The organism is Nocardia sp. NPDC004151, assembly GCF_042874235.1.
Classification (GTDB): Bacteria; Actinomycetota; Actinomycetes; order Mycobacteriales; family Mycobacteriaceae; genus Nocardia.
On the sequence record NZ_JBIAMR010000002.1, the window covers coordinates 586,417 to 612,034 of the forward strand.

The following is a 25,618-nucleotide window of genomic DNA, read 5'->3' on the forward strand; positions in this document are numbered from 1 at the left end:
CCTCGTCTCTCAATCCCAGTTGTACGTGCCGTCGAGCAGTGTTTCGATCAGATCCGCGTGCATGACGAATTCGTCGCGGTTCTCGGGTTCGGTGGTCTCGCCGAAGTGGATCATCCGCCGCCAGATGCGGGCCATCACGACGCCGTGGCGCAGGGCGGCGTAGGTGAGGTACCAGTCCAGGTCCCGCAGGGTGTGGCCGGTGGCCTCGGTGTAGAGCTTCTCGACGTCGGAGCGCCGCATGTAGTCGGGCACGCCGGGCTGGCCGTACTTGGTGGCCATGTCCTGGAAGAAGCGGTGGATGAGCAGGGTCCAGGCGACGTCGAGCTCGCGCGGGCCGATGGCGGCCATCTCCCAGTCGAGCACGGCGTTGGGGGTGAGGCCCTCGAACATGATGTTGCCGGGGCGGGCGTCGCCCCAGCTGAGCACGTCGGCGCTCGGGTGCTCGGGGAAGTTGTCCTCGAGCCACTGGAAGGCGCGGTCCAGGATGGGAATGTTGTAGCCGTCGTCGGTGAGAGCCCAGGCATACCAGCGCTTCTGGGCGTCGAGATGGCGGCGCAGCGCGGGGCCGTCGCCGTCGAGGTGCGGGAACCGCTCGGCGGGCTTGTCGATGGCGTGGATGCGCGCGATCACGTCCACGGTGTTGCGGGTGATCTCCATGCGCTGTTCGGGGGTGGCGTCGAAGAGCCAGCCGGTGAACACATAGGGCGGGTTGTCGGCCGGCGCCTGGCCGCCGACGCGGCGCATCACCAGGAACGGCGAGCCGAGGATGCTCTCGTCGGCCTCGTACCAGCACAGCGGCGGGATCGGCAGGTCGGTGGCCTCGGTGACGCCCGCCATGGTGGCGAACTGGCCGCCGAGATCGTATTTCTCGAAGACCGGGAAGGAATCGGCCTCGGGGGCGAGCCGGGCGACGAAGGAGCCGCCCGCGGGCTGACCGTTCTCGGTCCATTCGGCGTCGAACAGCAGTGTGGCGCTGGACATGCCGCCGGCCTGGGGATGGGTCAGCGAGGTGACCCGCGGCGGGGTGTCCGATTCGACCTTGGTGGACAGCCATTGGGTCAATCTGGTCGCGAGCTCGTCGTCATCGCGGTCGGAGACCGTCAATTCCCATTTCTCATTGAGGTCGTCGGCGGACATTGCCGTCCCTTCTAGCGCACCAGCATCGGCGGCGGCCGTGTGGTCTGAGTAACACGTGCCCAAAATGTAACCGGTTCTAGTGGGGGGTGGGAAGCGCTCTCGGCGATTGGTGTAAGCAGTACCGCTGACCGGGATGACGGCTGGTCGGGGGTGTTGACTCGTGCTGTCCCGTAATCCCTTGGGAGGACTTCCGATTAGGCATATTCCGGGTCGGCTCAGGGTCTTCACGGAGGCGCCGGGCGGGGTCCGGAACCTAGCGTCGAAGGTCCGGATCGACGACGAGGGGATGTGGGATGAGCCTGCTGACGGCCGAGGACGGAACCGATCTGGCGGCGCGGCCGCCGGGGGAGCGCGCCGGCTGGAAACCGGCCACCCGGATTCTCTTCCGATTCGGCTTTCTCTATTTCGGACTGTTCTGCGTTTTCTATCCGCAGCCGATCTTCGCTTTTCTCGGCGTCATCGCGGAATGGCTGCCGGAGAATACCCAGATCACGATGGTGAACTGGTATCACGCGCCGATCGAATGGGTCGGGCGGACCGTATTCGGCGCCGAGGTCGCCCTGAATCCGCAATCGGGCAGCGGCGATCAAGGCTATTTGTGGGTGCTGGTCTTCTGTGTGCTGGTGGTCGCCGTCGCCGGCACCCTGGTCTGGACTGTGCTGGACCGCCGCCGCACCGAATACCGCCGCCTCGCGGGCTGGTTCCTGCTGTTCATCCGGCTCTGCCTGGCCGGGCAGATGCTGGGTTACGGCTTCGCCAAACTCGTTCCGACGCAAATGCCGGTGCCGCCGCTGGACGCGTTGGTCCAGCCGCTGGGCAACGTCACCCACTCGTCCATGCTGTGGCTGCAGGTCGGCACCTCGCCGGTCTACGAAATGCTGCTGGGCGGGGCCGAGGTGCTGGGCGGCGTCCTGTTGCTGCTGCCGCGCACCACGCTGGCGGGCGTGCTGCTGAGTCTGGTGAGCATGGCGCAGGTGTGGGTGCTGAACATGACGTTCGACATCCCGGTCAAGCTGCTGTCGTTCCATCTCGTGCTGCTGTGCCTGATGCTGCTGGTCCCGGAGGCGCGGCGCCTGACCGCGGTGCTCACCGGCCGGGCGGCGGGACCCGCGGACACCCCGGAGCCGGTATCGAGCGCCAGGGGCCGCCGGATCCTCGCGATCGGGCAGGTGGCGCTGCTCGCCTGGTTCCTGATCGCGCAGGTGGTGCAGCAGACCCGGGCCTACCACGAGTGGGGTCCGGGGCGGCCGCAGTCGGAGCTGTACGGCATCTGGACGGTCACCGAGTTCACTCGCGACGGCCAGACCGTGCCGCCGCTGGTGACCGACGAAACGCGGTGGCGGCGACTGGTGTTCGACAACCCCGAGGCGGCCTCCTATCAGTCGATGGACGACACGCTGACCACGGTCGGCGCGAAGATCGACGCGTCCGCGCACACGCTGGCGCTGCTCGCGCCCGGCGGCGCGGGCTCGGACGGGCCGCGGCCGCTGGCCACCTTCACTTTCGAGCGCCCGCAATTCGAGCGGCTGGTGCTGACCGGTGATGTGTCCGGGCATCCGGTGACGGTCACCCTGCAACGGGTCGACGAGAGCGATATCCGATTGCGGCAAGGCGGGATTCACTTGGTCCAGGACGTGCCGCGGTTCAGTTGACACCGACGGTGCTGCACTGGTTGTCCCACAGTGGATTCGGCGCGAGGAACTCGCCGCTGCCCCGTACGAAGGCCTGCTGGGCGTCGGTCCGGCCCAGCAGGTGGGCCGCCAGCCAGGCCGTCGGATACCCGAGGTACCCGTGCACCCCGATCGCGCACGGCCAGGCCGCGCGGGCGCAATCCGGTTGGCCTTGCACGTCATTGTGATTCGGGGTGACCAGGGTGCCCCACGCCTTCGGGATGCCGGCGGGCACCGCGTCGTAGTAGGCCCGCACGGACTCCAGCCCGATGGCCTGCGACGGCAGCATCTGGTCCGAGGGCGAGATGACGGTGTCGGCCGCGCCGTTGACGAAGAACACCGAGCCCGCCGTCAGCGCCCGGATATCGGGGCACGACACGCCGAAGACGCACAGCAGTTGGATCGGCAGTTCGATCGGCACCGCGGTCGTGATCCGGCCGCCGGAATGCGCCATGGCATTGAGGACTCCGGTCGCGCCCTGCGAATGTCCCACGGCCCCGACCGCATCCGGGTCGAGGTTGCCGTGGAACACGCTGCCCGGGTCGGCGGCCAGGCTCAGCAGCTTGTCCACCGCGCCCGCGATGTCCACGCCGGAGCCGGTGGCGGCGTTCTCGGTGGCGATCACCACGAACCCCCACGAGGCGAAATGCCGCAGCAGGTAGGCGTATTGGCCCGGGTGCGCGTCGGTGCCGTCGCCCCAGGTGATGATGGGATGCCGGAACCCCTTGGCCCCCAGGTCGGTCGGATACCAGATGTCGTAGGCCGCTCCGGTGGAATCGCAGCAGGTGAAGGCCGTGCGCTCGGTCACCTGCCAGGGGCCCGGTTGCGAATACGCGCTCTCCACAGGCGGATCCGCGTGGCCGGTGCCCGGGGTGAGGCCGAGCGCCAGGAGCGCGGCGAGCAGGAGACTGCGAACGACCACGACGACCCTGCGTGTCATAGCTATTCAGCATAAGAACTGTCGGGCCGGTTCCGTCGCAAGTTACGCGGACCGCCGCGTGCTGTCCGCGCGGATCGTGAACTTCCTATCGATTGCTGCACGGACGCCAGGCGATTGTCGTGCGCGGCCTCGCACGCCGTACCCTGAATCCTTGTGCAGAACCCCGCAGCCACCCCCGATGACCAGCCGGTTCCCGCGTCCCGGGCCGAGACCGGTGACCCGAACTACCTGGTCGGCCTCGATCTGAACGGCCGTCGCGTGGTCGTGGTCGGCGGCGGCACGGTCGCGCAGCGGCGGCTCGGACTGCTCATCGCCTCCGGCGCGGACGTGCACGTGATCAGCCGCGAGGTCACTCCGGCGGTCGAGGGCATGGGCACCATGGGGCAGCTGACCATCGAGCTGCGCGCCTACGCCGACGGCGACTTGGACGGCGCCTGGTACGCCATGGCCTGCACCGACGAACCGGACACCAATGCCGCCGTCGTCGCGGAGGCGACCCGCCGCCGCATCTTCTGCGTGCGCGCCGACACCGCCCGCCTGGGCACCGCGGTCACCCCGGCGACCGCCCGCTACGACGGCATGACCCTGGGTGTGCTGGCGGGCGGGCAGCACCGCCGTTCCGCCGCGGTCCGCAACGCGCTGCTCGAGGCCCTGCAATCCGGTGTGGTGACCGATGATTCGGCCCCCGTCACCCCGGGCGTGGCCCTGGTCGGCGGCGGCCCCGGCGACCCGGATCTGATCACCGTGCGCGGCCGCCGCCTGCTGGCCCGCGCGAATCTCGTTGTCGCCGACCGGCTCGCGCCGCCGGAGCTGCTGGCCGAGCTGGGCCCCGATGTCGAGGTCATCGACGCCGCCAAGATCCCCTACGGCCGGGCCATGGCGCAGGAGCACATCAATGCCGCGCTCATCGAGGGCGCGAAGGCGGGCAAGTTCGTGGTCCGGCTCAAGGGCGGCGACAACTATGTTTTCGGTCGCGGCTACGAGGAACTCGAGGCGTGCGTCGACGCGGGCATCCCGGTGACGGTGGTTCCCGGCGTCACCTCCGCCATCTCGGTTCCGGCGCTGGCCGGTATCCCGGTCACCCACCGCGGCGTCACCCACGAGTTCGTGGTGGTCAGCGGCCACGTCGCCCCCGACCACCCGGACTCCCTGGTCGACTGGCCCGCCCTGGCTCGGCTGCGCGGCACCATCGTGCTGCTCATGGCGGTCGAGCGGATCGAGAAGTTCGCCGACGCCCTGATCTCCGGCGGCCGCGCGACCGACACCCCGGTCACCGTCATCCAGGAGGGCAGCCTGCGCACCCAGCGCATCCTGCGCGCCGACCTGGCCACGGTCGCCGAACGGGTCCGGACCCAGGGCATTCGTCCGCCGGCCATCATCGTGATCGGCCCCACCGCGGGGTTCACCGCCGGAGCTCCGGACCTGGCCGACTCCTGACGCGCGTGATGAGGACGGTTGCCCCGGTCACTGCATCCTCTAGAGTGGGCCCGTGCTCGATAACCCCGCTGCGACGATGCAGTATCCGGTGACCAAGCGGGCGTTCGGGCTCGCGATTCTCGTCCTCAGCGGGCTGCAGCTGATGGTCGTGCTCGACGGCACGGTCATGATCCTGGCGCTGCCCCGACTACAGGAGCAGCTGGGTCTGTCCAACGCGGGCAGCGCGTGGACGGTGACCGCGTACGGTCTGCCCTTCGCCGGGCTCATGCTGCTGGGCGGGCGGCTCGGTGACTCGTTCGGGCGCAAGCGCATGCTCATCACGGGTGTCGCGCTGTTCACGGTGGCCTCGGCGCTGTGCGGCACCGCGCAGAACGAGGCGTGGCTGATCGCGGCTCGCGCGCTGCAGGGCACGGGTGCGGCCATCGCCGCGCCGACGGCGTTCGCGTTGGTGGCGAGCACCTACGCGCCCGGTCCGGCCCGCAACCAGGCGGTGGCCATCTTCGGTTCCATGGTCGGTGTCGGGTCGGTCGGCGGTCTGGTGATCGGCGGCGCGCTGACCCAGGTGGACTGGCGCTGGATCTTCTGGATCAATGTGCCGATCGGTCTGCTCATCGTGTGGGGCGCGGTCACCCAGCTGCGTGACACCGTGCACCAGCGCATGTCCATGGATGTGCGTGGCGCGGTGTTGGGCACGCTGGCGTGTGTGGCGATCGTGTTCGGCGCGACCGAGGGGCCCGAGCTGGGCTGGACCAGTCCGGTGATCCTGGGCTCGGTGATCGGCGGTCTGGTGCTGCTGGTGGTGTTCGTGCTGGCCGAGCGTGATGTCGAGAACCCGCTGCTGCCGTGGTCGCTGTTCGACAGCCGCGACCGCGTGATCACGTTCATCGCTATCTTCCTGACCTCCGGCGTGCTCGGCGCGACCACCTTCTTCGTGGCGCAGTTCCTGCAGAACGTGCTGCGCTACAGCCCGTTGCAGGCCGGTCTGGCCAGCATCCCGTTCACCCTGGGCGCGGGTATCGGCACCGCGGTGGCGTCGAAGGCGTGCATGTACGTGAAGGCGCGCTGGCTGCTGCTGGCGGCGGCCGTGGTGCTCTCGGGCGCGCTGTATTTCGGTTCCACCCTGGACAGTTCGGCCGACTACTTCCCGACACTGCTGGTCATGATGTCGATCGTCGGCTTCTGCATCGGTATCGGCATCGTGATCCTGCCGCTGTGTGTGCTGGTCGGGGTGGACATGGCCCACATCGGGCCGCTGTCGGCGGTGGGGCAGATGTTCATGAACATGGGCACGCCGTTCGCGGTCGGCATCCTGAGCCCGGTCGCCCTGTCCCGCACGCTGTCGCTGGACAAGGGCGCGACCGGCAAGGTGAGCGCGATGACCCACCATCAGATCGACGCGCTGGGCAGCGGCTACACCCTGGTGCTGCTGGTGTGCGCCATCGGCACCGCGGTCATGGGCCTGCTGGCGTTGACGCTGCGGTACACGCCCGCCCAGCTGGCGCAGGCGCAGCACGCGCAGGACGAGGCGCAGAAGAACTGAGCCGGGCGTCCGGGGCCGCTTGGGTGTCAACGCGTGTTGGCCTACACTTGTGGGCATGACTGTGGAGACGGGTCCCCGGCGCTCGGACGCCACCCGCGCGGCGATTCTCGAGGCGGCGCGCAAACGGTTCGCCGAGGACGGCTTCCGCAAGGCGACCATCCGGGCCATCGCCGCCGACGCGGGCATCGATCCGTCGATGGTGATGCGGTACTACGGCAACAAGGACGGATTGTTCGACGCCGCGCTCGATGTCGACCTGGCCCTGCCGGATCTCGGTGCGGCCGAGCCGGATTCGGTGGGCGGCCTGCTGGCGGCGCGCTTCCTGGAACTGTGGGAGCAGCCGCCGACCAGCGAGATCCTGCTGACCCTGCTGCGGTCCGCGCTCACCGATGAGGCGGTGGCCGAACGCACCCGGCGCATCTTCGCCCAGCAGTTGATGCCCGCGGTGCTGGGCTTCGGCGACCCGGCTGACGCACCGCACCGCGCGGGCCTGATCGCCGCGCAGATGCTGGGACTCGCGTTGTGCCGCTACATCTTGCGGCTGCCGCCGGTGGTGGCGCTCACCCAGGAGCAGATCGTGGCCGAGATCGGCCCCACCATCCAGCGCTACCTGTCCCCGACCTGACCCGCCGAGTGGTGAAAGCCACCGTTCTCGAGGGGTTTTCACCGGCCCGGGTTTTCGGCACACTGCCCGGATGGGGATGAGCCTGGACACGGAACTGCTGGACCGCTGGACGACATTGGCCGGGCCGCAGGCGCGGGCGGTGGGGGAGGACTTGGTCCGCCGCTATCGCGAGCCGCACCGCCGCTATCACACCGTCGAACACCTGGCCGCCATGCTCGCGGTCATCGACGACCTGGCCGCGGACGCCGACGACCTGGACGCTGTCCGCTACGCCGCGTTCTTCCACGACGCGGTGTACGCCATGGACGGCACCGACAACGAGGAGGCCAGCGCCCGTCTGGCCGAAACCACCCTGCCCGCACTGGGAGTCGCGCCCGGCCGGGTCGCCGAGGTCGCCCGCCTGGTCCGCCTCACCGGCGGCCACCACCCGGCCCCGGCGGACCGCAATGGCGCGGTCCTCTGCGACGCCGACCTGGCCATCCTCGCCGCCGACCCGGCCGGATACGCCGCCTACACCGCGGCCGTCCGCGCCGAATACGCCCACGTCCCCGATGATCTGTTCCGCCAGGGCCGCGCCGCGGTCCTGGCCGCTCTGGCGGAAGGCCCCGCCCTGTTCCGCACCCCGACCGCACTGCGGCGCTACGAGGCCGCGGCCCGCGCCAACCTCGCCGCCGAAATGGCCTCGCTCACAGTCGAATAGCGGCGTTCGCGGATCGGCCGCCCGAGCCGATGGGTGGACGGGCCGCGCCCGCGGGTCGCGGCGAGGCCCACGAGTCGGCCGGCCGGGTGCGTCCATCGGCTGTGCCAGGCGCGCAGATTCGGGTCGGCCGGCCATGCTGACGGCCCGGCTTGTCGGCAGTCGGGCTCAGCGGGTGCCCCACCTGTAGGTCTGTTTGCGGAGTTTCAGGTAGACCATGATCTCCGCGTGGCGGACGCCTGCCAGCGCGCGGATGCGGTGGGAGACCAGGTCGAGCAGTGCTTCGTCGTCGGAGCAGACGGCCTCGCAGAGGATGTCGTAGCGTCCGGCGCAGATCACCACGTAGTTGATCTCGTCGATCAGGGCGAGCGCGTCGGCGACCGGCTGTACCGACCCGTCGACGGTGATGGCGAGCATGGCCTGCCGGAACAGTCCGACCTGCAGCGGGTCGGTGACGGCCACGATCTGGATGACGCCGGCGTCGGCGAGCTTGGTCACCCGCTGCCGCACCGCCGCCTCGGACAGCCCGACCACCTTGCCGATGGTGGCGTAGGCCCGCCGCCCGTCCTCCTGCAGTTCGGTGATGATGCGTTTGGAGATGTCGTCGAGGTGCGGGGCGCCGCGTCCGGAGGTCTGGTCGGTCACGTGTGATCATCCTTCCCGAGAAACCCGGTACGTTGGAGAGCACGCCTTCTCCGGCGGCATTCGGTCCGACAAGGATGATCTCCCGTGAAGTACGTTCCCCGCGCGGTTCTGTTCCTCTGCGTACCCGCGCTGTTGTTCCTGCTCCCGTGGTGGCTGCTGGTCTACACCACCCTCTCCGGTGCGGCGTTCTGGCTCGGCACCGCGGTCTTCCTGCTCGGATACCTGGCGCTGCCCGCGGGCATGCTGCTCGGGCACGGGCCCCGGCAGTCGGATGCGGCGGCCCTGGTGGGCGACACCCTGCTGGGTGTGATGTGGGTGGTGTTCAGCTGGTCGGCGATCGGCGCGGTGGTGCGCGGCGGCCTGGCGGTGGCCGGGGTGGACGATCCGGCCCGCTCCCGGATCGTGGCCGCGGGCGTGCTCGCGGTCGCGGTGGTGCTGACCGCGTACGCGATCTACAGCGCCCGCAAGGTGCCGACGGTGCGGACCGTCGAGGTCGAGATTCCGCGCCTGGGAGCCGGATTGGACGGCTTCCGGCTGGCCGTGGTCACCGACACCCATTTCGCCGCGACGGACCGGCTGCGCTGGTCGGAGAAGGTGGTGGCCGAGGTCAACGCCCTGCGCCCCGACATCGCCTGCCACGCGGGCGATCTCGCGGACGGTTCGGTGGCCAAGCGTGGCGCGCAGGTGGATCCGCTGGGCAAGGTCGAGGCCGAGTACGGGCGCTTCTACATCACCGGCAATCACGAGTACTTCGGTGACGCTCCCGGCTGGATCGAGCACATGGCGGGCCTGGGCTGGCGGCCCATGCGCAATGAGCACGAGGTCATCACCCGCGATGGCGACAGCCTGGTGATCGCGGGCATCGACGACCCGACCGGCACCAGCCTGAGCGGCCACGGCCCCGATCTGCCCGCCGCCCTCGCCGGCGCGGACCCGAATCTGCCGGTGATCCTGCTGGCGCATCAGCCCCGCCAGGTCGCCGACGCGGTGGCTTCGGATGTGGCCCTCCAGATCTCGGGCCACACCCACGGCGGTCAGATCTGGCCGTTCCACTACCTGGTCCGCTTGGAGCAGCCGGTGGTGGCGGGCCTGAGCCGCCACGGCGAACGCACCCAGCTCTACACCAGCCGCGGCACCGGCTTCTGGGGTCCGCAGCTGCGCCTGTTCGCCCCGAGCGAGATCACCCTGCTGATCCTGCGCGCTCCGCGCTGAGCTACCGATCCGCCAGTCGCCGAACGGTTTCGGCGTAGGCGGCCGGGTGGGTCAGGTTGCCGTTGTGGCCGCCGGGGAATTCGGTGGCCTCGACGCCCATCAGTTCGGCCAGTTCGAACGCGCACAGGCGGTCGAAGACCTGCGCCGGGGTGCGGCGTCCGATGGCGGGCAGGATGCGGGTGCTGGTCCGCGCCAGCCGGTCGACATCGAGGCGGTCCTCGCGGATGGCCGTGAAGTCCTGCTCGATGAAATAGGTGAAGTTCGCGGCCCTTTCGGGCGTGATGGGCGGCAGCCGCACACCCTCCTCGATCTCCTGATCGGCGGGGTTGATGCCGAGTGTGCGGGCCATCGGGGCCAGCGCGGCCCGCCACCCCTCGGCGCGGCACACCTGCTGGCATTCCTCGAGTTCGCGCTGGTGGTGTGCGCGCTGGGTGGCCGCGAGCAGCCATGGCGAGACCGGTTCGTGCGCGATGAGGGTGTGCACCTGCTCGGGATGCGTTGCGGCCAGGTGCAATCCGAGGGACGCGCCCATGCTGCACCCGAGCATCAGTACGGGCTGGTCGGTAATGGCGGTCAGCAGCCGGTGCACGTCGTCGGCGTGGGCGGCGACGCTCGGCCGTGGGCTCGGCTCGTGAATCCGGCTGCGTGACAGCCCCCGTCGGTCGTAGGTGACGACGGTGAACTCGTTCTCCAGGTTCCGCACCAGGCCCTCGCTGCGGCGCGCGTCGCCTTCGCCGCTCTGGGAGATGAGCAGCATCGGCCCGGTGCCGCGGATTTCGTAGTACAGCTCGGCGCCGTCGACGGGGAGGGTGGCGGTCTCGATCGTGGTCATGCCATCACCATAATACATCTTTTTTGATGTATCAAGAGTGATGTATCGGAATTGATGTATCGTCGCCGTATGAATGGAGTCGAGCTGTTCCTGCTGGGTCGCGCCCTGATGAAGATGGGGGAGCAGGCCCTGCCCGGCGCGGGCGAGCGCACGGGAAACCGGGCGGTCCTGGTCGTCATCGGTGACGTGCTCGAACACCCGGGCACCACCATCAGCGAGGTGACCGCCCGCACCGGGCTCCCGCAGAGCGCGGTCTCGGGTGCGGTGGCCCGGCTGCGGGAGACGGGTTCACTGGTGGCCCGGACCGATCCGCACGACCGCCGCCGCTCGCTGCTCGAGCCCGCCCGCGAGTTGTCCGAGCGGGTGTCGCAGGTCCGGGCGACCAGCATCGACGACACCGTCGCCGCGGCCCTGGGCGACGCCGATCCGGCCGCCCTCGCCGACGTGCTCGCGGCCCTGGAACTGCTGTCGACTCGCCTGGGCATCCGCGCGGGCGCCACCGCCGGCTAACTGTCGAACCCCAGCCCCGTGTAGTCGAGGGTCTTCAGCCACAGATTGCGCCGCCCCTGCCGCGCGTCCGCGCGGGCCAGGGACCAGCGGGTGAGGTGAATTCCCGCGGAGCGCAACGGTTCCGGCGGCAGCGGCAACGGTCGCGAACGCACCATCCGCAGCCGGGTGCGTTCGGTGTCGAGGCCCCACAACTGATCGAGCATGACCTCCGCGCCGAAGCGGGTCGCGCCGACGCCGAGCCCGGTGTACCCGGCCGCGTACACCAACCGGCCCTTGTGGGCCGAGCCGAAGAAGGCGCAGAACCGGCCGCAGGTGTCGATGACCCCGCCCCAGCGATGGGTGAACCGCACCCGCTCGAGCTGCGGAAAGGTCTGGAAGAAGTGCCGGGCCAGCGTCTCGAAGGTGGCCTCGTTGTACTCCAGTCCGGGCGCGATGCGGTTGCCGAAGTGGTAGATCGCGTCGTAGCCGCCGAACAGGATGCGGTTGTCGCTGGTCAGCCGGTAGTAGTGGAAGCGGTAGGAGGCGTCGCCGACGCCGGTGCGGGTGCCCCAGCCGATGCTGTCGAGCTGGTCGGCGGTGAGCGGCTCGGTCATCAGCGCGTAGTCGTAGACCGGCACCACGTGCCGGGTCACCTTGGGCAGCGGTCCCGCGAATGCGCTGGTGCACAGGGCGACCCGTGGGGCGCGCACCTCGCCGTGCGGTGTGTGCAGGGTCAGTCCGCCGCATGACTTCGACAGGCGTTGCACGGGAGTGCCTTCGAAGATCCGCACCCCCGATTCCAGGCAGGCGCGCCGTAATCCCCACGCCAGCCGCGCGGGATCGAGCATGGCGACGCCGTCGCGGTCCCACCATCCGCCGAGATAGGTGGGGGAGTGCACCATGCCCCGGACCTGTCCGGCGTCGAGGAGCTGGGTGCGGTGGCCGAGCGCCTCGGTGGCGTCGTGGCTCTCGCGCAGCCATGCGAGTTCGTGTGGCGCGGTGGCGACTTCGAGTTCCCCGGTGCGTTCGAAGTCGCAGTCGATGCCGTACTGGACGAGGGCTTTCTCGATGTCGTCGAGGTTGGCGCGTCCCAGTCGTTCCAGCTGCCCGATCTCGTCGGGGAAGCGTTCGAGCCCGTTGGCCAGGCCGTGGGTGAGGCTGGCGGAGCAGAAGCCGCCGTTGCGCCCGGAGGCCGCGTGTCCGCACAGCCCCGACTCCACCAGCACCACATCGGTTTCCGGATCGCGTTCCTTGGCCAGCAGTGCCGTCCACAACCCGCTGTAGCCGCCGCCGATGACGGCCAGCCCCGCGTCGACGGCGGTGGTGAGGGGATCGGTGGGGGCCGGCCGTTCGGGCCGGTCGGTCCAGTACGGCGTCGGCGCCGCATCCGCCAGCGCCGACGCCCACGGTTTGCTCTCCTTGGCCGACATGGCCGATCAACTCCTTCTCTCCTACCGCGCGGCACGCATCGGGGTACGTGAAAGGCCACCGATGGTCCCGGACGGGACCAGTCGGCGGCTTGCGGGAGAGTCAGCTGGTGGCGGCGCGATCCTCGGAGCGGCGGGGCATGCGCAGGGTGGACCGCAACACCTGGGTCGGCATCATCGGCAGGTCCATTTCCGCCTCCTCTTGATGCCTCGAGGATAGCTCAGGAATGCGGAGAAAATCCTGATCGAAGCCTTTCCGCGACCTCGTGGAGAGTTATTCGGCCTGGAAGACCACGTCGTGCCAGGGTTTGCGGGCGGCCCCGGTGATATCGGACATGACGTGCTTGATATTCGTGTACTCCTCGAATGCGTAGGCGGACATGTCCTTTCCGAATCCGGAAGATTTGTACCCGCCGTGCGGCATTTCGCTGACGATCGGAATATGGTCGTTGATCCACACGCAGCCGACCCGGATTTCCCGACTCGCCCGCTGGGTGCGGAACACGTCGCGCGACCAGGCCGAGGCCGCCAGGCCGTAGTCGGTGTCATTGGCCAGCGCGATGGCCTCGTCATCGGTGTCGAACGGCAATACCACCAGGACCGGGCCGAAGATCTCCCGTTGCACGATCTCGGAATCCTGGGCCGCGCCGGTGATCAGGGTCGGCTCGTAATACGCGCCCCCGGCGGGCGTCCGCGCTGGGATTCGGCCGCCCCGAACGACTTTCGCGCCGGATTCGCGGGCCCGCTCGACCATGCCGTGCACTTTCTCGCGGTGTGCGCGGGAAATGAGCGGTCCCATATCGGTGCCGGGGTCCTCGACGGGACCGAGGGTGACGCGGTCCATGAGCTCGGCGACTCGGCCCACGAATTCCTCGAACAAGGGCCGCTGCACGTAGGCGCGGGTGGCGGCGGTGCAGTCCTGTCCAGCATTGATGAGCGCGCCCGCCACCGCGCCGCGCGCGGCGGCCTCGGGGTCGGCGTCGTCGAACACGACGAAGGGCGCCTTGCCGCCGAGTTCGAGATGCACCCGTTTGACCGCGCCCGCGGCGGCGGCCGCCACCCGCCGGCCGACGGCGGTGGAGCCGGTGAACGACACCATCGCCACCGCGGGATGCTCCACCAGCGGCTGCCCGGCCGCGCCGCCGGTGCCGGTGAGGACATTGATCACCCCGGGCGGCAGGCCCGCCGCCGTGCCCGCCTCCGCGAACAGCAAAGTCGACAGCGGGGTCAGCTCGGACGGCTTGAGCACCACCGTGTTCCCGGCGGCGACGGCGGGCAGGATCTTCCAGGCCGCCATCTGCAGCGGATAGTTCCACGGCGCGATGGACCCGATGACACCCAGCGGTTCGCGCCGGATCGAGGAGGTGTGATCGCCGGAGTACTCCGCGGCCGCCCTGCCCTCCAGCTGCCGGGCGGCCCCGGCGAAGAACGCGGTGTTGTCGATGGTGCCGGGCACGTCGAACTCGCTCGCCAGGCGAATCGGCTTGCCCGCGTTGACGCTTTCGACGGCGGCGAGTTCCCCGGCGCGTTCCCGCAGCACCCGCGCCCATTCGTGCATGAGATCCGATCGCGCGCCGGGCGTGCGAGCAGCCCAGTCCCCGAAGGCGTCCCGGGCCGCCGCCACCGCCGCCGCGGCGTCCGCGGCGTTCGCGCCCGCACCCGTCGCGATCACCGCGCCGGTGGCCGGCGCGGTGATCGACAGCGGCGCTCCGGACCCGGATCGCCGTGCGCCGCCGATGAATTGCAGGTCTTGCTGATTCACTGCGCTCCTGAAGAATCGAATCCGCGGATGGGGGTCACACAGTATGGCCGTCGGCGACGGTCAGTGCCTGGTCGAGAATCGCGAGTCCCTCCTTGGCCTCGGCCTCGCCGATGATGCAGGGCGGGACCACGTGCAGCCGGTTGAAGTTCACGAACAGCAGCAGTCCGGCGGCCCGGGCGGCGGCGACGGCCTCGGTCATGGCCGGGCTGGTGCCGCCGTAGGGTGCGAGGGGCTCGCGGGTGGCGCGATCGCGGACGAGTTCGACGGCCCAGAACACGCCCAGGCCGCGGACCTCGCCGACGCTCGGGTGCCGTTCGGCCAGTTCGCGCAGTCCCGGTCCGAGGACTCGCTCACCCATGTCGGCGGCGTTCTCCACGATGCGCTCCTCGGTCATCGCGGTGATGGTCGCGACGGCCGCGGCCGTGGCCAGCGGATGCCCGGAGTAGGTGAGCCCGCCTGGATACGGCCGGTCGTCGAAGGTGGCGGCGATATGCGGCGCGATGGCGACTCCGCCCAGCGGCACGTACCCGGAGTTGACGCCCTTGGCGAAGGTGATCAGGTCGGGCACCACGTCGAAATGGTCGATGGCGAACCAGCGTCCGGTGCGGCCGAAGCCCGCCATCACCTCGTCGGCGATGAACACGATGCCGTAGCGGTCGCACAGTTCCCGCACGCCCGCCAGGTAACCCGGCGGCGGAACCATGATTCCGGCGGTGCCGGGCACCGATTCGAGAATGACGGCCGCGATGGTGCCCGGCCCCTCGAGTTCGATGGTCTGCTCGAGATGCCGCAGCGCGCGTTCGCACTCCTCGGCCTCGGTGCCGGCGTGGAACTGTGAGCGGTACAGGAACGGCCCGAAGAAGTGCACGACGCCGGCGTTGCCGTGATCGTTGGGCCAGCGGCGCGGGTCCCCGGTGAGGTTGATCGCGGTCTCGGTGCCGCCGTGATAGGAGCGGTAGCGCGCGAGCACCTTGTACCGCCCGGTGTGCAGGCGCGCCATGCGCACCGCGTGTTCGACGGCGTCCGCGCCGCCGTTGGTGAAGAAGATCCGGTTCAGCTCCCCGGGGGTGCGTTCGGAGATGAGCCGCGCCGCCTCCGAGCGCGCGTCGTTGACGTAGGCCGGGCCGATGGTGCACAGCGTGGCCGCCTGTTCCTGGATGGCGGCCACCACCTTCGGATGCTGGTGTCCGATATTGGTGTTCACCATCTGTGAGGAGAAGTCGAGCAGCCGGTTGCCCTCGCCGTCCCACACGTAGCAGCCCTGGGCGGCGGTGATCACCATGGGGTTCAACGACTTCTGCGCGGACCAGGAGTGGAAGACGTGCTTGCGATCCAGTTCGTAGGCGCGGGCGGCCCGTTCGCGCGCCGCCTCGGGGGTCAGGCCATGGGGCAGGGTCATCGCAGGTCCTTCGATCGTGTCAGCCGTCAGTGGTTCTGGGGGAAGCCGAGATTCAGGCCGCCGTGGCTGGGGTCGAGCCAGCGGGTGGTGACGGCCTTGGTGCGGGTGAAGAAGTGCACGCCGTCGGCGCCGTGCGCGTGCGAATCGCCGAACAGGGAGTTCTTCCAGCCTCCGAAACTGTAGTAGGCCATGGGGACCGGGATGGGGACATTGATGCCGACCATGCCGACCTCGACCTCGTTGTGGAACCGGCGCGCCGCGCCGCCGTCATTGGTGAACAGGGCGGTGCCGTTGCCGTAGGGGTTGGCGTTGATCAGGGCCAGCGCCTCGTCGTAGCTGTCCACCCGGACCACCGACAGCACCGGTCCGAAGATCTCGTCGGTGTAGACGCTCATCTCGGGGGTGACGTGGTCGAGAATGGTGGGGCCCAGCCAGAATCCGTCGGCGCCGCCCTCCGGGGACACCGTGCGTCCGTCGAGAACCACTGTCGCGCCGGAGGATTCGCCCGCCGCGACGTAGGCCGCCACCTTGTCGCGGTGCGCGGCGGTGACCAGCGGGCCCATATCGGTGCCGCGGGTGCCGTCGCCGGTGCGAATGGTCTCGGCGCGCTTGGTGATTCGTGCCACCAGGTCGTCGGCGATATCGCCGACCGCGACCAGCGCGCTGATGGCCATGCACCGTTCCCCGGCCGACCCGAAGCCCGCGTTGACCGCCGCGTCGGCCGCCAGGTCCAGGTCGGCGTCGGGCAGCACCACCATGTGGTTCTTGGCGCCGCCGAGCGCCTGCACCCGTTTGCCCGCGGCGGTGCCGTGCTCGTAGACGTAGCGGGCGATGGGGGTGGAGCCGACGAACGACACCGCCTTGATCGCGGGGTTGGCCAGCAGTTCGTCGACGGCGACCTTGTCGCCCTGGACCACGTTGAACACCCCGTCGGGCAGCCCGGCCTCCTGCCAGAGTTCGGCCATCCACAACGAGGCCGAGGGATCCTTCTCGCTCGGCTTGAGCACCACGGTGTTCCCGGCCCCGATGGCGACCGGGAAGAACCACATGGGCACCATGGCCGGGAAATTGAACGGCGAGATGATCGCCACCGGGCCCAGCGGCTGGCGCACCGAGAAGATGTCGACCTTGGTGGAGGCGTTCTCGGTGTAGCCACCCTTGAGTAGATGCGGTATGCCGCAGGCGAATTCGACGATCTCCAGACCGCGCGACACCTCGCCGAGGGCGTCGGCGAGCACCTTGCCGTGTTCGGCGGTGATGATCGCGGCCAGCTCCTCCTTGCGCTCGTTGAGCAGTTCGCGGAACCGGAACAGCACCTGGGTGCGTTTGGCCAGCGAGGCGTCGCGCCAGGCGGGGAAGGCGGCGACGGCGGCGTCGATCACCGTGCCTACGTCGGCCGCGGACGCCAGGGCGACCCGTGCGGTCACCGCGCCGGTGGCGGGATTGGTGACGGGCGCGGTCCTCTCGGCGGAACCGGTGAAGGGCTTGCCGTCGAGCCAGTGTGCGATGGTCTGCATATCTCCTCGATTCCGTGATTCCACCGGTCGGGCCGGGGTTCGTCCGTCCCTACTCTGCGTCATTACCGGCTGGTTGATTCCCGACATTGTGTATCCATTTTCCGTCTTCGTATTACGATTCGTCGGTGCTCCTCTCCGTTGCTGACGTGCTGGCCATGCCGGTCGTGCGCGCCGGGCTGCCGGAGGTCGCCGGCGGCGGCCCGCTGGATCGGCCGGTGCGGTGGGTGCACGTCAGCGAGCTGGCCGATGTCGCGAAGCTGCTGGTCGGCCGGGAACTCATTCTCACCACCGGGCAGGCGCTGACCGGTAGCGACGCCGAGACCGTGGCCTATCTGGAATCCCTGGCCGCGGCGGGGGTGTCGGGGCTGGTGGTGGAATTGGGCACCTCGGTGCGGGAGTTCACGCCCGTGGTGGCGCGGACCGCGGACCGGCTGGGTCTGCCGGTGGTGGCGCTGCGCCGGGTGGTGCGGTTCGTGGAGATCACCGAGGCGGTGCACCGGGTGATCGTGGCCGACCAGTACGAGGAGCTGGAGTTCGCGCGCACCGTGCACGAGACCTTCACCGCGCTCAGCGTGCGGCGGGCGTCGCTGGCCGAGATCGTGAAGACCGCCGCCGGGATGCTGGACGCCTCGGTCGTGCTCGAGGATCTGGCGCACCGGGTGCTGGCGCTGACCGCGCGCCACACCGGTACCTCGGCGCTGCTCGACCGCTGGGAGGCCACCTCCCGGCTGCTGTCGGACATCGATCCGAATGTGGTTCCGGTGGGCCCGCATACGCAGCGCTGGGGCCGGCTCATCCTGCGTTCGAACCGCGTGACCAGCGCCCGTGCCCGCATGGTGCTCGAACGCGCGGCCCAGACCCTCACCCTGCACCGCATGATCGAGCGCGATCGTTTCGGTCTGCATCGGCAGGCGCAGACCGGGCTCATCGACGACATGGTCAACGGCCGCCTCACCGACGAACGCGACGCGGTCGCGCTGGCCGCCGCGCTGGGGCTGGCCCGCCGGGTCCGCTATGTGCCCCTGGCGTTGGAGGTCGCCGCCGCCGCCGAGTCGGATCCGGTCGCGCAGCAACGGCGTACGGCCGCCTTGCTGGACGCGGCGCTGCACGGGGTGGCGCTGGCCAAGGCGACCGCGCTGGCCGCGCCCGATCACGGCAACCGGGTCACCTTCGTGCTGGGCGTGCCGCGCGGCGGTGACGTCGATTCCGCGCTCACCGCGATCTGCGTGGCCATGCTCGCCGAGGTTCGCCGGGTGCCCGGCGTGGGACGCGCGGTGATCGGCGTCGGCGGTGAATCGGATTCGCTGCTCGACACCGCGCGCGAACTGGCCCAGGCCGCGCATGTCGCGGAAGTGGCGCTCTCCCTGGACGCTTCGACTCCGCGCCCGTTCTATCGCAGCGGCGACGTCCGGCTGCGCGGCCTGCTCTCGCTCATCCGGGACGAGCCCGGGGTTCAGCGGTTCGCCGAGACCGAACTGAGCGCCTTGCTGCGCCACGACATCCGCAATGCCACCGACCTGACCCGCACCCTGCGCCAGTTCCTGGACCTGGCGGGCAACAAGACCGAACTCGCGAAGCGGCTCAATATCAGCCGGCCCACCCTCTATGACCGGCTGTCGCGGATCGAGCGCATCCTCGACGTCGATCTGGACAATGGCGAGACCCGGACCTCCCTGCACGCCGCGCTGCTGATCCGCGACCTGGCCACCGCGGGCGATGCCCGGTGAGCCCGGCTCAGGCCGGGTCGGCGCCCATCGGATTCGGGTAGGGGATCTCGCCGCCGCGGGCCACGGCGCGGGCGGCGGGCGTCAGCACCGCGAGGGTCTCGACGATGCCGGGAACCTCGCGGTAGGCGGTCATGGCGAGGGCGTCGGTGCGGGGCCGGCCGTGCCGAACGGGGCCGAGCGGGCGGCGAAGTAGCCCATCCAGAAGCCGCGCAGGCCAACGGCTTTGTTGGCGGCGATGCAGTCCGCGGCGCAGTAGGTGACGGCGTGCAGCGGTTCCAGCACCCGCCACAGGTCGCGGGCGAGGGCGTTGTCCACGGGCTCACTGCGGTATCCGCCTGACGATTTGTAAAGGGCTGGACGGTCTTTCAATCCGACTGTAAGAGTAGTGATCTGAGTCACACCATTGGTCGGTTGTGGTAACTCCGTTTCATATCCGTGCAACATTCCCGTCCGCACAATTCCTCGCAGGTCATCGACCAGAGATAGAGGAGTTGCACCATGGAACCGAGTACACCGGTAGCGATTTCGGGAGAATCCGGCGAACCCGAACCCGCAGTGTCGCGGCTCAAACCCAATGTGGTGGGCCTGCTCGGCGTGGTGTTCATGGCCGTCGCGACCGCCGCGCCCATCACCGCCATGACCGGCAACGTGCCGTTCATGATGTCGTCGGGCAGCGGAATCGGCACGCCCGCGGCCTTTCTGATCGCCATGGCGGTGCTCGCGGTGTTCACCGTGGGATTCACCACCATGGCCAAGCACATCACCGCCACCGGCGCCTTCTACGGATTCATCTCCTTCGGGCTGGGGCGCAGCGCGGGGCTGGCGGCCGGGCTGCTGGCGGCCTTCGCCTACATGGTGTTCGAGCCGTCGCTGATCGGCATCTTCTCCAGCTTCGCCCACAACACGGTGCTCGATCAGCTCGGAAAAGACGTGCCCTGGTGGGTTTTCGCGATCCTCATGCTGGCGATCAACGCGGTGGGCACCTGGTTCGGCGTCGCGTTGGCCGAACGACTGCTGGTGGTCCTGCTGGCCACCGAGGTCACGGTGCTGTTCGTCATGGCCGTGTCGGTGCTGCTGCACGGCGGCGGCCCCGACGGCCTGTCACTGGCGCCCATCAACCCCGCCAACGCCTTCCACGGGCCGTCGGCGGGCCTGGGACTGTTCTTCGCGTTCTGGTCGTGGGTCGGATTCGAGTCGACCGCCATGTACGGCGAGGAATCCAAGGATCCGAAGCGAATCATCCCGCGCGCCACCATGATCGCGGTACTCGGCGTCGGCGTCTTCTACCTGTTCGTGTCCTGGATGGCCATCTCGGGCAGCGGCGGTGACAAGGCTCTGGAACTGGCCTCCTCCGACAATCCGATGAATGTGTTCTTCGGGCCCACCGAACGCTATGTCGGGCACTGGGCGGTCGAGGTCATGCAGTGGCTGATGGTCACCGGTTCGCTGGCCTGCGGCATGGCCTTCCACAACTGCGCCGCCCGCTACCTGTTCGCGCTCGGCCGCGAAGGCGTGGTGCCGGTGCTCCAGCGCACCATCGGCACGGCTCATCCCGGGCACGGTTCGCCGCATATCGCGGGCCTGGTGCAGACCGCCGTGGCGGCGCTGCTGGTGCTGGCGTTCGGGCTCGCGGGCAAGGATCCGTACGCGGGCCTGTACACCCTGCTCGCGGTGCTGGGCACGATGGCGATCCTGATCGTCCAGGCCACCTGCTCGTTCGCGGTGATCGCCTACTTCCGCGCCAACCATCCCGAGAGCCGCCACTGGTTCCGCACGCTGGTGGCCCCGCTGATCGGCGGCGTGGCCATGCTCGGCGTGGTGCTGCTGCTGGTCCTCAATATGGATACCGCCGCCGGAACCGAGGCCGGGTCGATGATTCTGAAGGCGACGCCGTACCTGGTCGCCGCCGTCGCCCTCGCGGGTCTCGGCTACGCCGCCCGTCTGCGCCGCACCGACCCGGCACGGTACGCGCTGCTGGGCCGGACGGTGCTCGAGGAATCGCACGAGCGCTGAGCGCGGATACCCGGCTTCGAGGCATGGGCGGTGGCAGCATGGTCGGCATGATCACTGCGCGGGATCTGCTGGCCACCGCCTACGAAGAGGCGCAACTCGGCCTGCGGGAGGGTGGAATCCCCATCGGGGCCGCCCTTTTCGACAGCACCGGGACGCTGCTCGGCCGCGGCCGCAACCGCCGCGTCCAGCACGATGACCCGAGCGTGCACGCCGAGACCGACGCCTTCCGCCGTGCCGGTCGTCGTCGCGACTACCGCGACACCATCATGGTCACCACGCTGTCCCCGTGCTGGTACTGCAGCGGCCTGGTCCGGCAGTTCGGCATCGGCGCGGTCATCGTGGGGGAGTCGCGGACCTTCACCGGCGGCCACGACTGGCTCGCCGAGCACGGGGTGGAGGTCACCGTGCTCGACGACCCGGCCTGCGTCGACATGATGACCCGGTTCATCGCCGAACGCCCCGAACTCTGGAACGAGGACATCGGGGTGCCGCGATGACCCCCATCGCGACCGTCGATCTGGACCGCTGGCGCGCGGGCGGCGAGTCCGCGGCGCGGGTGCTGCGCGAGGTGGACGCGGGCCTGCGCCGCGCCGGATTCCTGCTGGTGCGCGGACACGGTGTGCCGCAAGGACTTCCGGGCGACGTGCGCGCCGCCGCCCGCCGCTTCTTCGCACTGCCGCCGGCCGTGAAGCAGCGCTACGCGGTGTCGGTCGGCGGCCGCGGGTGGATCGGTCCGGGCCTCGAGGCCAATGGGTACTCCGAGGGCACCGCGACACCGCCGGATCTGAAGGAGACCTTCGCCGTCGGCGCGGACACCCGGACCGGCGACCCGCGCGTGGACCGGGTCTGGTTCCTCGACAATGTGTGGCCCGGTGAAGTGGGTGAACTGCGGGAGCCGCTGCTCGCCTACACCGCCGCCGTGCGCGTGCTCTCCGACGAGCTGCTGGCGCTGTTCGCGGCGGCACTCGGTCTGTCGCACAACCCCTTCGAGAGCCTGGCCGCTCGGCCTACCTGGACCTGCAACATCAATCACTACCCGCCGCTGACCGCGATCGGCCCGCCCGAACCCGGACAGTTCCGCATCGGGCCGCACACCGACTTCGGCACCGTCACCGTCCTGGACCGCGAACCCGGCGCGGGCGGCCTGCAGGTGTACACCGACGACGGCGGCTGGGCCGACGCGCCCTACGACCCCGAGGCCCTCACCGTGAACATCGGTGACCTGCTGGCGTATTGGAGCGGCCACCGCTGGCCCGCGGGGCGTCACCGCGTGCTGCCGCCCCAGGCCGCCGCGCCCGAGGAGGACCTGGTCTCACTGATCTACTTCTACGAACTCGACCACGACGCCCGGGTGACGCCCTTGGATCCGCCCATCGGCCGCGTCGCGGGCCTGGCGCCGGTGGTCTCGGCCGAGTTCCTGCGCACCCGATTGGACGCGATCATGCTGGGTTGACGCCTGCCGTCGACGGCGGAAACCGCCGGTGTGACAGCGGAACTCCGCGTCGGTCGGTGGTGTCAGCGCGACTCTTCGGCCGGAGCCCAGCGGTTGGCGGTGAGCGCGTAGCCCGGCAGCTCGGCGGTCGACATCTTGGACTCGTAGATGCGCTGGTAGCCGGTGCTGGCGATGCGCCACACGCCGTCCTCCCGACGGTAGGTGTCGTGGTAGTAGGCCGCGCCGCGGATCAGCAGGCCGTAGTCGGCGGCGATGACCGTGTCCTCCAGGCACCAGCTGCCCGAGGCGGTGTCGCCGTCCACGGTGATCTCCGGGTGGTTGGCGACGTGCACGGTGATGATGTTGCCGCTCAGCGCGCCCCGCATGTAGTCGACGATCTGGTCGCGGCTGGTGAACTGCGCGGGCAGCCCGCCCGAGGGCGAACCGTAGGAGCCGACGATGTCGGCGCACAGCGTGTCCGCGAACTCGTCCCACTGCTTGAGGTCGAGGGTGCGGAGGTAGCGGTACTTGAGTGCGCGAATCGATTCGAGTGCTGCGATATCCATACCGCAATGTAGCCGAATCGGACACCAACCTACCAAGCGTTTGCTACGTTTCGGACATGATTTCCACCCTGGTCTGGGGCACGGGCAATGTCGGCCGTGCGGCCATCCGGGCCGTCGCGGCGCATCCCGAACTGGAGCTGACCGGCGTTCTGGTCCACAATCCGGACAAAGTCGGCCGCGACGCCGGCACGCTCGCCGGATTGGACGTCGAACTGGGGGTCGCGGCCGTCGACGACATCGACGCCGCGCTGGCCGCGGGCCCGCGGGCCGTGGTGTACGCCGCCTCCGGTGATATCCGCCCCGACGACGCCGTCGCCGATATCGAACGCGCGCTGCGCGCCGGGGCCGTCGTGGTCACCCCCGCCCTGTACGCGCTCTACGACCACCGCAGCGCCCCCGCCGAACTGCGCGACCGGGTCAGCGCGGCCGCCGCGGAAGGCGGTGGCACGCTGTTCGTCTCGGGCATCGACCCGGGCTGGGGCAACGACATCCTGCCGCTGCTGATGAGCGGCCTGGGCAGCACCGTGGACGTGCTGCGCTGCCAGGAGATCTTCGACTACACCACCTACGACCAGCCCGATTCGGTGCGCTACCTGGTCGGCATGGGGCAGCCCATGGACTATCAGCCGCCGATGCTGGCCCCGACCATCCCGACCATGGTGTGGGGCGGGCAGATTCGGCTCATCGCGCGCGGACTCGGCGTGGCGCTCACCGACATTCGCGAGGTGGTGGAGCGCCGTCCCCTCGTGGACACCGTGGAGACCGAGCTGATGGGCAAGTTCGACGCCGGCACCCAGGGCGCGGTGCGCTTCGAGGTGCAGGGCATCGTCGACGGCAGCCCGCGCATCGTCATCGAGCACGTCACCCGCATCCACGCCAGTTGCGCCCCGGACTGGCCGCAGCCGCCCAGCGGCGCGGGCGCGCACCGCGTCATCATCGAGGGCCGTCCCCGCATCGAGATCACCGTGCAGGCCACCGATGAGGACGGCAATCACTCCGCGGGCGGAAACGCCACCGCGGTGGGCAGATTGGTCAACGCGCTCCCGTGGCTGGCCACCGCGGAACCCGGTTTGTACGACGCACTCGACGTGCCCCTGCCGTTCGGCACTCTCGGAAGACAGCAACTTTCAAAGGAGCCCGCATGATCATCGACATTCCCGAGGGCAAGGACCCCATCGGCTACGTCTGGGGCGAGATGGTCCCCGGCATCGGTGTGGCGGCCTCCAACTTCTCCCTCGCCGTGTACTCGCACAGCACCCTGGGCCTGCGCGAGTTCGAGGCCGCGCGGCTGCGCATCGCGCAGATCAACGGCTGCCTGTTCTGCCTGGACTGGCGCACCGATCGCGATGGCGAGAAGGTCGAGGAGTCCTTCGCCGACGACGTCACCAACTGGCGCACCACCGAGAACTTCGACGACCGCGTCCGCATGGCCGCCGAATACGCCGAGGTCTACACCCTCGACCACCACTCGCTCGACGACGAGTTCTTCGAGCGCATGAAGAAGCACTACACCGACGCCGAGATCGTGGAACTGTCCATGTGCCTGGGCTCCTGGCTGGCCTTCGGCCGCCTCAACCACGTGCTCGGCCTGGACGCGGTCTGCGTGCTGCCCGGTCACTCCGCGCAGTAGGTCACAGGCTCCACCCCGCCGTCGCGGCCAGTTTGCGCAGGATGTTCCACTGCTCGAAGTCGGCCGCGACGGGTCCGCAGGTGCCGGGCGTCACGGGCGGGACAGTCCATTGCGGGGCATCCGGATTCGGTGCCCCGGTGAAGTCGAGCACGAGGGCCCCGGCCCCCGCCGGCACGGTCCGCCGTTCGGCGGTCCCCCGAACGATTCCCATCACGAATTATGAATCGCCCGGACCGCCCCCAATGCGTAACCGCCGAACCATCATTGGACTCGATTCAGATCCGACCGCGCAATACGTCCACCCCGGGCCCGGCGAGATCGTCGCAATAGACCGACCGCCCCGCCATGGCCATGGTCAACGCGATCGTCGTCCCACCGACCACCGGACCGTCGCCCACGGCGAACGGCCCATCACTGGCCTCCAACCGCAGCCCCTCGATCGCGCTGCGCCCCGCGACGGTGAAGTCCCGGCTCGCGAAGAATCGAGCCACCTCGCTCACCGTCTCGATCGACGGTTCCCGCGTCAGCCCCAACGGCCGCCGAATGTCCTGCCCGTGGACGACCACCTCCCCGAGCCACGCCGCCGTGTGCCCCGACGGCGCGACCGTACTGTCCACGACCGCCTGAAACCGCTGCAGCGTCTCCTCCGGTGTGTTCCCGAGATGCCTGGCCAACTGCCGATCATTGTGCCGACCGAAGTCGAACCGATTCCGCACCACACTGACCATCCACCGCAATCGCCCCGTACTGGCCCCCGCCGTGAGGTGCGCGACAACCTCCTCGACCGTCCATTCCCCACACAGTGACCGCTCACCCCACTGCGCGGAACTCAACCGCGCGAGTTCCTCGGCCAGCGCTCCACGCTCGGCCCGCACCATCGCCCACAACGCGTCACGAGAAGACGTCTTCGACACTCGGAAT

General features: G+C 69.6%; 26 protein-coding genes. 13 read left to right on the forward strand and 13 right to left on the reverse strand.

The genetic code is table 11. From position 1 onward, the window contains the following. Window positions 1-9: 9 nt before the first annotated feature. Entirely contained in the window at window positions 10-1,137 is a 1,128-nt protein-coding gene (locus ACFYTS_RS06345; protein ID WP_357281437.1) for a phosphotransferase family protein, read from the reverse strand. 293 nt (window positions 1,138-1,430) lie between these two features. Between ACFYTS_RS06345 and ACFYTS_RS06350 the strand changes: the two genes are divergently transcribed. After that, window positions 1,431-2,789: a DoxX family protein gene (locus ACFYTS_RS06350; RefSeq protein WP_387301740.1), complete on the forward strand. Its 1,359-nt coding sequence runs from the start codon at window positions 1,431-1,433 to the stop codon at window positions 2,787-2,789. Here ACFYTS_RS06350 and ACFYTS_RS06355 read toward each other — a convergent pair. After that, on the reverse strand, window positions 2,782-3,747 hold the full coding sequence (locus ACFYTS_RS06355) for a hypothetical protein (RefSeq protein ID WP_387301742.1): 966 nt from the start codon (window positions 3,745-3,747) through the stop codon (window positions 2,782-2,784). The genes ACFYTS_RS06350 and ACFYTS_RS06355 overlap by 8 nt on opposite strands. Before the next feature lie 228 nt (window positions 3,748-3,975). Here ACFYTS_RS06355 and cobA point away from each other — a divergent pair, with 228 nt between their 5' ends. The 4 genes from cobA (at window position 3,976) to ACFYTS_RS06375 (ending at window position 8,049) form a co-directional block, all read left to right on the forward strand. Next, window positions 3,976-5,184 (forward strand): uroporphyrinogen-III C-methyltransferase, encoded by a 1,209-nt coding sequence (gene cobA, locus ACFYTS_RS06360; protein ID WP_387302090.1) that lies wholly within the window; start codon window positions 3,976-3,978, stop codon window positions 5,182-5,184. A gap of 76 nt (window positions 5,185-5,260) precedes the next feature. After that, window positions 5,261-6,724, forward strand: coding sequence for an MFS transporter (locus ACFYTS_RS06365; protein ID WP_357281643.1), 1,464 nt, complete (start codon window positions 5,261-5,263; stop codon window positions 6,722-6,724). 55 nt (window positions 6,725-6,779) lie between these two features. Next, window positions 6,780-7,349, forward strand: coding sequence for a TetR family transcriptional regulator (locus ACFYTS_RS06370; RefSeq protein ID WP_357281429.1), 570 nt, complete (start codon window positions 6,780-6,782; stop codon window positions 7,347-7,349). Between the two features lie 70 nt (window positions 7,350-7,419). After that, window positions 7,420-8,049 carry a metal-dependent phosphohydrolase gene (locus tag ACFYTS_RS06375; protein WP_387301744.1) on the forward strand — a complete coding sequence of 210 codons (630 nt, stop codon included), beginning with the start codon at window positions 7,420-7,422 and terminating at the stop codon, window positions 8,047-8,049. Window positions 8,050-8,214: 165 nt separating this feature from the next. Here the strand turns inward: ACFYTS_RS06375 and ACFYTS_RS06380 are convergent, their stop codons facing one another. After that, window positions 8,215-8,691 (reverse strand): Lrp/AsnC family transcriptional regulator, encoded by a 477-nt coding sequence (locus tag ACFYTS_RS06380; RefSeq protein ID WP_357281424.1) that lies wholly within the window; start codon window positions 8,689-8,691, stop codon window positions 8,215-8,217. 84 nt (window positions 8,692-8,775) lie between these two features. Here ACFYTS_RS06380 and ACFYTS_RS06385 point away from each other — a divergent pair, with 84 nt between their 5' ends. Then, window positions 8,776-9,903, forward strand: a complete 1,128-nt coding sequence (locus ACFYTS_RS06385) for a metallophosphoesterase (RefSeq protein ID WP_357281421.1) — start codon at window positions 8,776-8,778, stop codon at window positions 9,901-9,903. A 1-nt stretch (window position 9,904) separates the two neighbouring features. Here ACFYTS_RS06385 and ACFYTS_RS06390 read toward each other — a convergent pair whose 3' ends face one another. Beyond that, a complete protein-coding gene (locus ACFYTS_RS06390) occupies window positions 9,905-10,735 on the reverse strand; it encodes an alpha/beta hydrolase (protein WP_357281418.1) in 831 nt (276 codons plus the stop codon). Window positions 10,736-10,804: 69 nt separating this feature from the next. Here ACFYTS_RS06390 and ACFYTS_RS06395 point away from each other — a divergent pair, with 69 nt between their 5' ends. Next, window positions 10,805-11,245 carry a MarR family transcriptional regulator gene (locus ACFYTS_RS06395; protein WP_387301747.1) on the forward strand — a complete coding sequence of 147 codons (441 nt, stop codon included), beginning with the start codon at window positions 10,805-10,807 and terminating at the stop codon, window positions 11,243-11,245. Here the strand turns inward: ACFYTS_RS06395 and ACFYTS_RS06400 are convergent. From ACFYTS_RS06400 to ACFYTS_RS06415, 4 genes are all read right to left on the reverse strand, one after another. Then, window positions 11,242-12,654, reverse strand: a complete 1,413-nt coding sequence (locus ACFYTS_RS06400; RefSeq protein WP_387301748.1) for an NAD(P)/FAD-dependent oxidoreductase — start codon at window positions 12,652-12,654, stop codon at window positions 11,242-11,244. The genes ACFYTS_RS06395 and ACFYTS_RS06400 overlap by 4 nt on opposite strands. Before the next feature lie 271 nt (window positions 12,655-12,925). Beyond that, window positions 12,926-14,413 (reverse strand): gamma-aminobutyraldehyde dehydrogenase, encoded by a 1,488-nt coding sequence (locus ACFYTS_RS06405; protein WP_387301750.1) that lies wholly within the window; start codon window positions 14,411-14,413, stop codon window positions 12,926-12,928. 34 nt (window positions 14,414-14,447) lie between these two features. Next, window positions 14,448-15,812 (reverse strand): aspartate aminotransferase family protein, encoded by a 1,365-nt coding sequence (locus ACFYTS_RS06410; RefSeq protein ID WP_387301752.1) that lies wholly within the window; start codon window positions 15,810-15,812, stop codon window positions 14,448-14,450. 26 nt (window positions 15,813-15,838) lie between these two features. Then, window positions 15,839-17,329 carry a CoA-acylating methylmalonate-semialdehyde dehydrogenase gene (locus ACFYTS_RS06415; protein WP_387301754.1) on the reverse strand — a complete coding sequence of 497 codons (1,491 nt, stop codon included), beginning with the start codon at window positions 17,327-17,329 and terminating at the stop codon, window positions 15,839-15,841. A gap of 155 nt (window positions 17,330-17,484) precedes the next feature. Between ACFYTS_RS06415 and ACFYTS_RS06420 the strand changes: the two genes are divergently transcribed. After that, window positions 17,485-19,056, forward strand: coding sequence for a PucR family transcriptional regulator (locus tag ACFYTS_RS06420; protein WP_387302092.1), 1,572 nt, complete (start codon window positions 17,485-17,487; stop codon window positions 19,054-19,056). A 7-nt stretch (window positions 19,057-19,063) separates the two neighbouring features. Here the strand turns inward: ACFYTS_RS06420 and ACFYTS_RS06425 are convergent, their stop codons facing one another. Together ACFYTS_RS06425 and ACFYTS_RS06430 are read right to left on the reverse strand one after the other, a co-directional pair. After that, entirely contained in the window at window positions 19,064-19,189 is a 126-nt protein-coding gene (locus ACFYTS_RS06425; RefSeq protein WP_387301756.1) for a hypothetical protein, read from the reverse strand. Continuing rightward, a complete protein-coding gene (locus ACFYTS_RS06430) occupies window positions 19,186-19,371 on the reverse strand; it encodes a hypothetical protein (protein ID WP_387301758.1) in 186 nt (61 codons plus the stop codon). The genes ACFYTS_RS06425 and ACFYTS_RS06430 overlap by 4 nt, the downstream gene beginning before the upstream one ends. Window positions 19,372-19,554: 183 nt before the next feature. Here ACFYTS_RS06430 and ACFYTS_RS06435 point away from each other — a divergent pair, with 183 nt between their 5' ends. The 3 genes from ACFYTS_RS06435 to ACFYTS_RS06445 are packed head-to-tail and all read left to right on the forward strand — an operon-like array spanning window position 19,555 to window position 22,522. After that, complete coding sequence (locus ACFYTS_RS06435) at window positions 19,555-21,069, forward strand: APC family permease (protein WP_357281401.1); 1,515 nt, start codon at window positions 19,555-19,557, stop codon at window positions 21,067-21,069. Between the two features lie 47 nt (window positions 21,070-21,116). Further along, entirely contained in the window at window positions 21,117-21,566 is a 450-nt protein-coding gene (locus ACFYTS_RS06440; RefSeq protein ID WP_387301760.1) for a nucleoside deaminase, read from the forward strand. Next, window positions 21,563-22,522: an isopenicillin N synthase family dioxygenase gene (locus ACFYTS_RS06445; RefSeq protein ID WP_387301762.1), complete on the forward strand. Its 960-nt coding sequence runs from the start codon at window positions 21,563-21,565 to the stop codon at window positions 22,520-22,522. The genes ACFYTS_RS06440 and ACFYTS_RS06445 overlap by 4 nt, the downstream gene beginning before the upstream one ends. A gap of 62 nt (window positions 22,523-22,584) precedes the next feature. Here the strand turns inward: ACFYTS_RS06445 and ACFYTS_RS06450 are convergent, their stop codons facing one another. Next, window positions 22,585-23,067 carry a nuclear transport factor 2 family protein gene (locus tag ACFYTS_RS06450; RefSeq protein WP_357281396.1) on the reverse strand — a complete coding sequence of 161 codons (483 nt, stop codon included), beginning with the start codon at window positions 23,065-23,067 and terminating at the stop codon, window positions 22,585-22,587. A 56-nt stretch (window positions 23,068-23,123) separates the two neighbouring features. Between ACFYTS_RS06450 and ACFYTS_RS06455 the strand changes: the two genes are divergently transcribed. Then, a complete protein-coding gene (locus tag ACFYTS_RS06455; RefSeq protein ID WP_387301764.1) occupies window positions 23,124-24,212 on the forward strand; it encodes a dihydrodipicolinate reductase in 1,089 nt (362 codons plus the stop codon). Next, window positions 24,209-24,697: a carboxymuconolactone decarboxylase family protein gene (locus ACFYTS_RS06460; protein ID WP_357281392.1), complete on the forward strand. Its 489-nt coding sequence runs from the start codon at window positions 24,209-24,211 to the stop codon at window positions 24,695-24,697. Before ACFYTS_RS06455 ends, ACFYTS_RS06460 begins: the two co-directional genes overlap by 4 nt. 1 nt (window position 24,698) lies before the next feature. Here ACFYTS_RS06460 and ACFYTS_RS06465 read toward each other — a convergent pair whose 3' ends face one another. Together ACFYTS_RS06465 and ACFYTS_RS06470 are read right to left on the reverse strand one after the other, a co-directional pair. Continuing rightward, window positions 24,699-24,908, reverse strand: a complete 210-nt coding sequence (locus tag ACFYTS_RS06465) for a hypothetical protein (RefSeq protein WP_387301766.1) — start codon at window positions 24,906-24,908, stop codon at window positions 24,699-24,701. A gap of 64 nt (window positions 24,909-24,972) precedes the next feature. Beyond that, on the reverse strand, window positions 24,973-25,611 hold the full coding sequence (locus tag ACFYTS_RS06470) for a maleylpyruvate isomerase family mycothiol-dependent enzyme (RefSeq protein ID WP_387301768.1): 639 nt from the start codon (window positions 25,609-25,611) through the stop codon (window positions 24,973-24,975). Between the last annotated feature and the right edge of the window lie 7 nt (window positions 25,612-25,618).

Bases quoted from the DNA above. Each gene is read 5' to 3' on its own strand.
- ACFYTS_RS06345 (WP_357281437.1), bottom strand. From the start codon at position 1,137: ATGTCCGCCGACGACCTCAATGAGAAATGGGAATTGACGGTCTCCGAC.
- ACFYTS_RS06350 (WP_387301740.1), top strand. From the start codon at position 1,431: ATGAGCCTGCTGACGGCCGAGGACGGAACCGATCTGGCGGCGCGGCCG.
- ACFYTS_RS06355 (WP_387301742.1), bottom strand. From the start codon at position 3,747: ATGACACGCAGGGTCGTCGTGGTCGTTCGCAGTCTCCTGCTCGCCGCG.
- ACFYTS_RS06365 (WP_357281643.1), top strand. From the start codon at position 5,261: ATGCAGTATCCGGTGACCAAGCGGGCGTTCGGGCTCGCGATTCTCGTC.
- ACFYTS_RS06370 (WP_357281429.1), top strand. From the start codon at position 6,780: ATGACTGTGGAGACGGGTCCCCGGCGCTCGGACGCCACCCGCGCGGCG.
- ACFYTS_RS06375 (WP_387301744.1), top strand. From the start codon at position 7,420: ATGGGGATGAGCCTGGACACGGAACTGCTGGACCGCTGGACGACATTG.
- ACFYTS_RS06390 (WP_357281418.1), bottom strand. From the start codon at position 10,735: ATGACCACGATCGAGACCGCCACCCTCCCCGTCGACGGCGCCGAGCTG.
- ACFYTS_RS06395 (WP_387301747.1), top strand. From the start codon at position 10,805: ATGAATGGAGTCGAGCTGTTCCTGCTGGGTCGCGCCCTGATGAAGATG.
- ACFYTS_RS06400 (WP_387301748.1), bottom strand. From the start codon at position 12,654: ATGTCGGCCAAGGAGAGCAAACCGTGGGCGTCGGCGCTGGCGGATGCG.
- ACFYTS_RS06410 (WP_387301752.1), bottom strand. From the start codon at position 15,812: ATGACCCTGCCCCATGGCCTGACCCCCGAGGCGGCGCGCGAACGGGCC.
- ACFYTS_RS06415 (WP_387301754.1), bottom strand. From the start codon at position 17,329: ATGCAGACCATCGCACACTGGCTCGACGGCAAGCCCTTCACCGGTTCC.
- ACFYTS_RS06420 (WP_387302092.1), top strand. From the start codon at position 17,485: ATGCCGGTCGTGCGCGCCGGGCTGCCGGAGGTCGCCGGCGGCGGCCCG.
- ACFYTS_RS06425 (WP_387301756.1), bottom strand. From the start codon at position 19,189: ATGACCGCCTACCGCGAGGTTCCCGGCATCGTCGAGACCCTCGCGGTG.
- ACFYTS_RS06435 (WP_357281401.1), top strand. From the start codon at position 19,555: ATGGAACCGAGTACACCGGTAGCGATTTCGGGAGAATCCGGCGAACCC.
- ACFYTS_RS06440 (WP_387301760.1), top strand. From the start codon at position 21,117: ATGATCACTGCGCGGGATCTGCTGGCCACCGCCTACGAAGAGGCGCAA.
- ACFYTS_RS06445 (WP_387301762.1), top strand. From the start codon at position 21,563: ATGACCCCCATCGCGACCGTCGATCTGGACCGCTGGCGCGCGGGCGGC.
- ACFYTS_RS06450 (WP_357281396.1), bottom strand. From the start codon at position 23,067: ATGGATATCGCAGCACTCGAATCGATTCGCGCACTCAAGTACCGCTAC.
- ACFYTS_RS06455 (WP_387301764.1), top strand. From the start codon at position 23,124: ATGATTTCCACCCTGGTCTGGGGCACGGGCAATGTCGGCCGTGCGGCC.
- ACFYTS_RS06460 (WP_357281392.1), top strand. From the start codon at position 24,209: ATGATCATCGACATTCCCGAGGGCAAGGACCCCATCGGCTACGTCTGG.
- ACFYTS_RS06465 (WP_387301766.1), bottom strand. From the start codon at position 24,908: ATGGGAATCGTTCGGGGGACCGCCGAACGGCGGACCGTGCCGGCGGGG.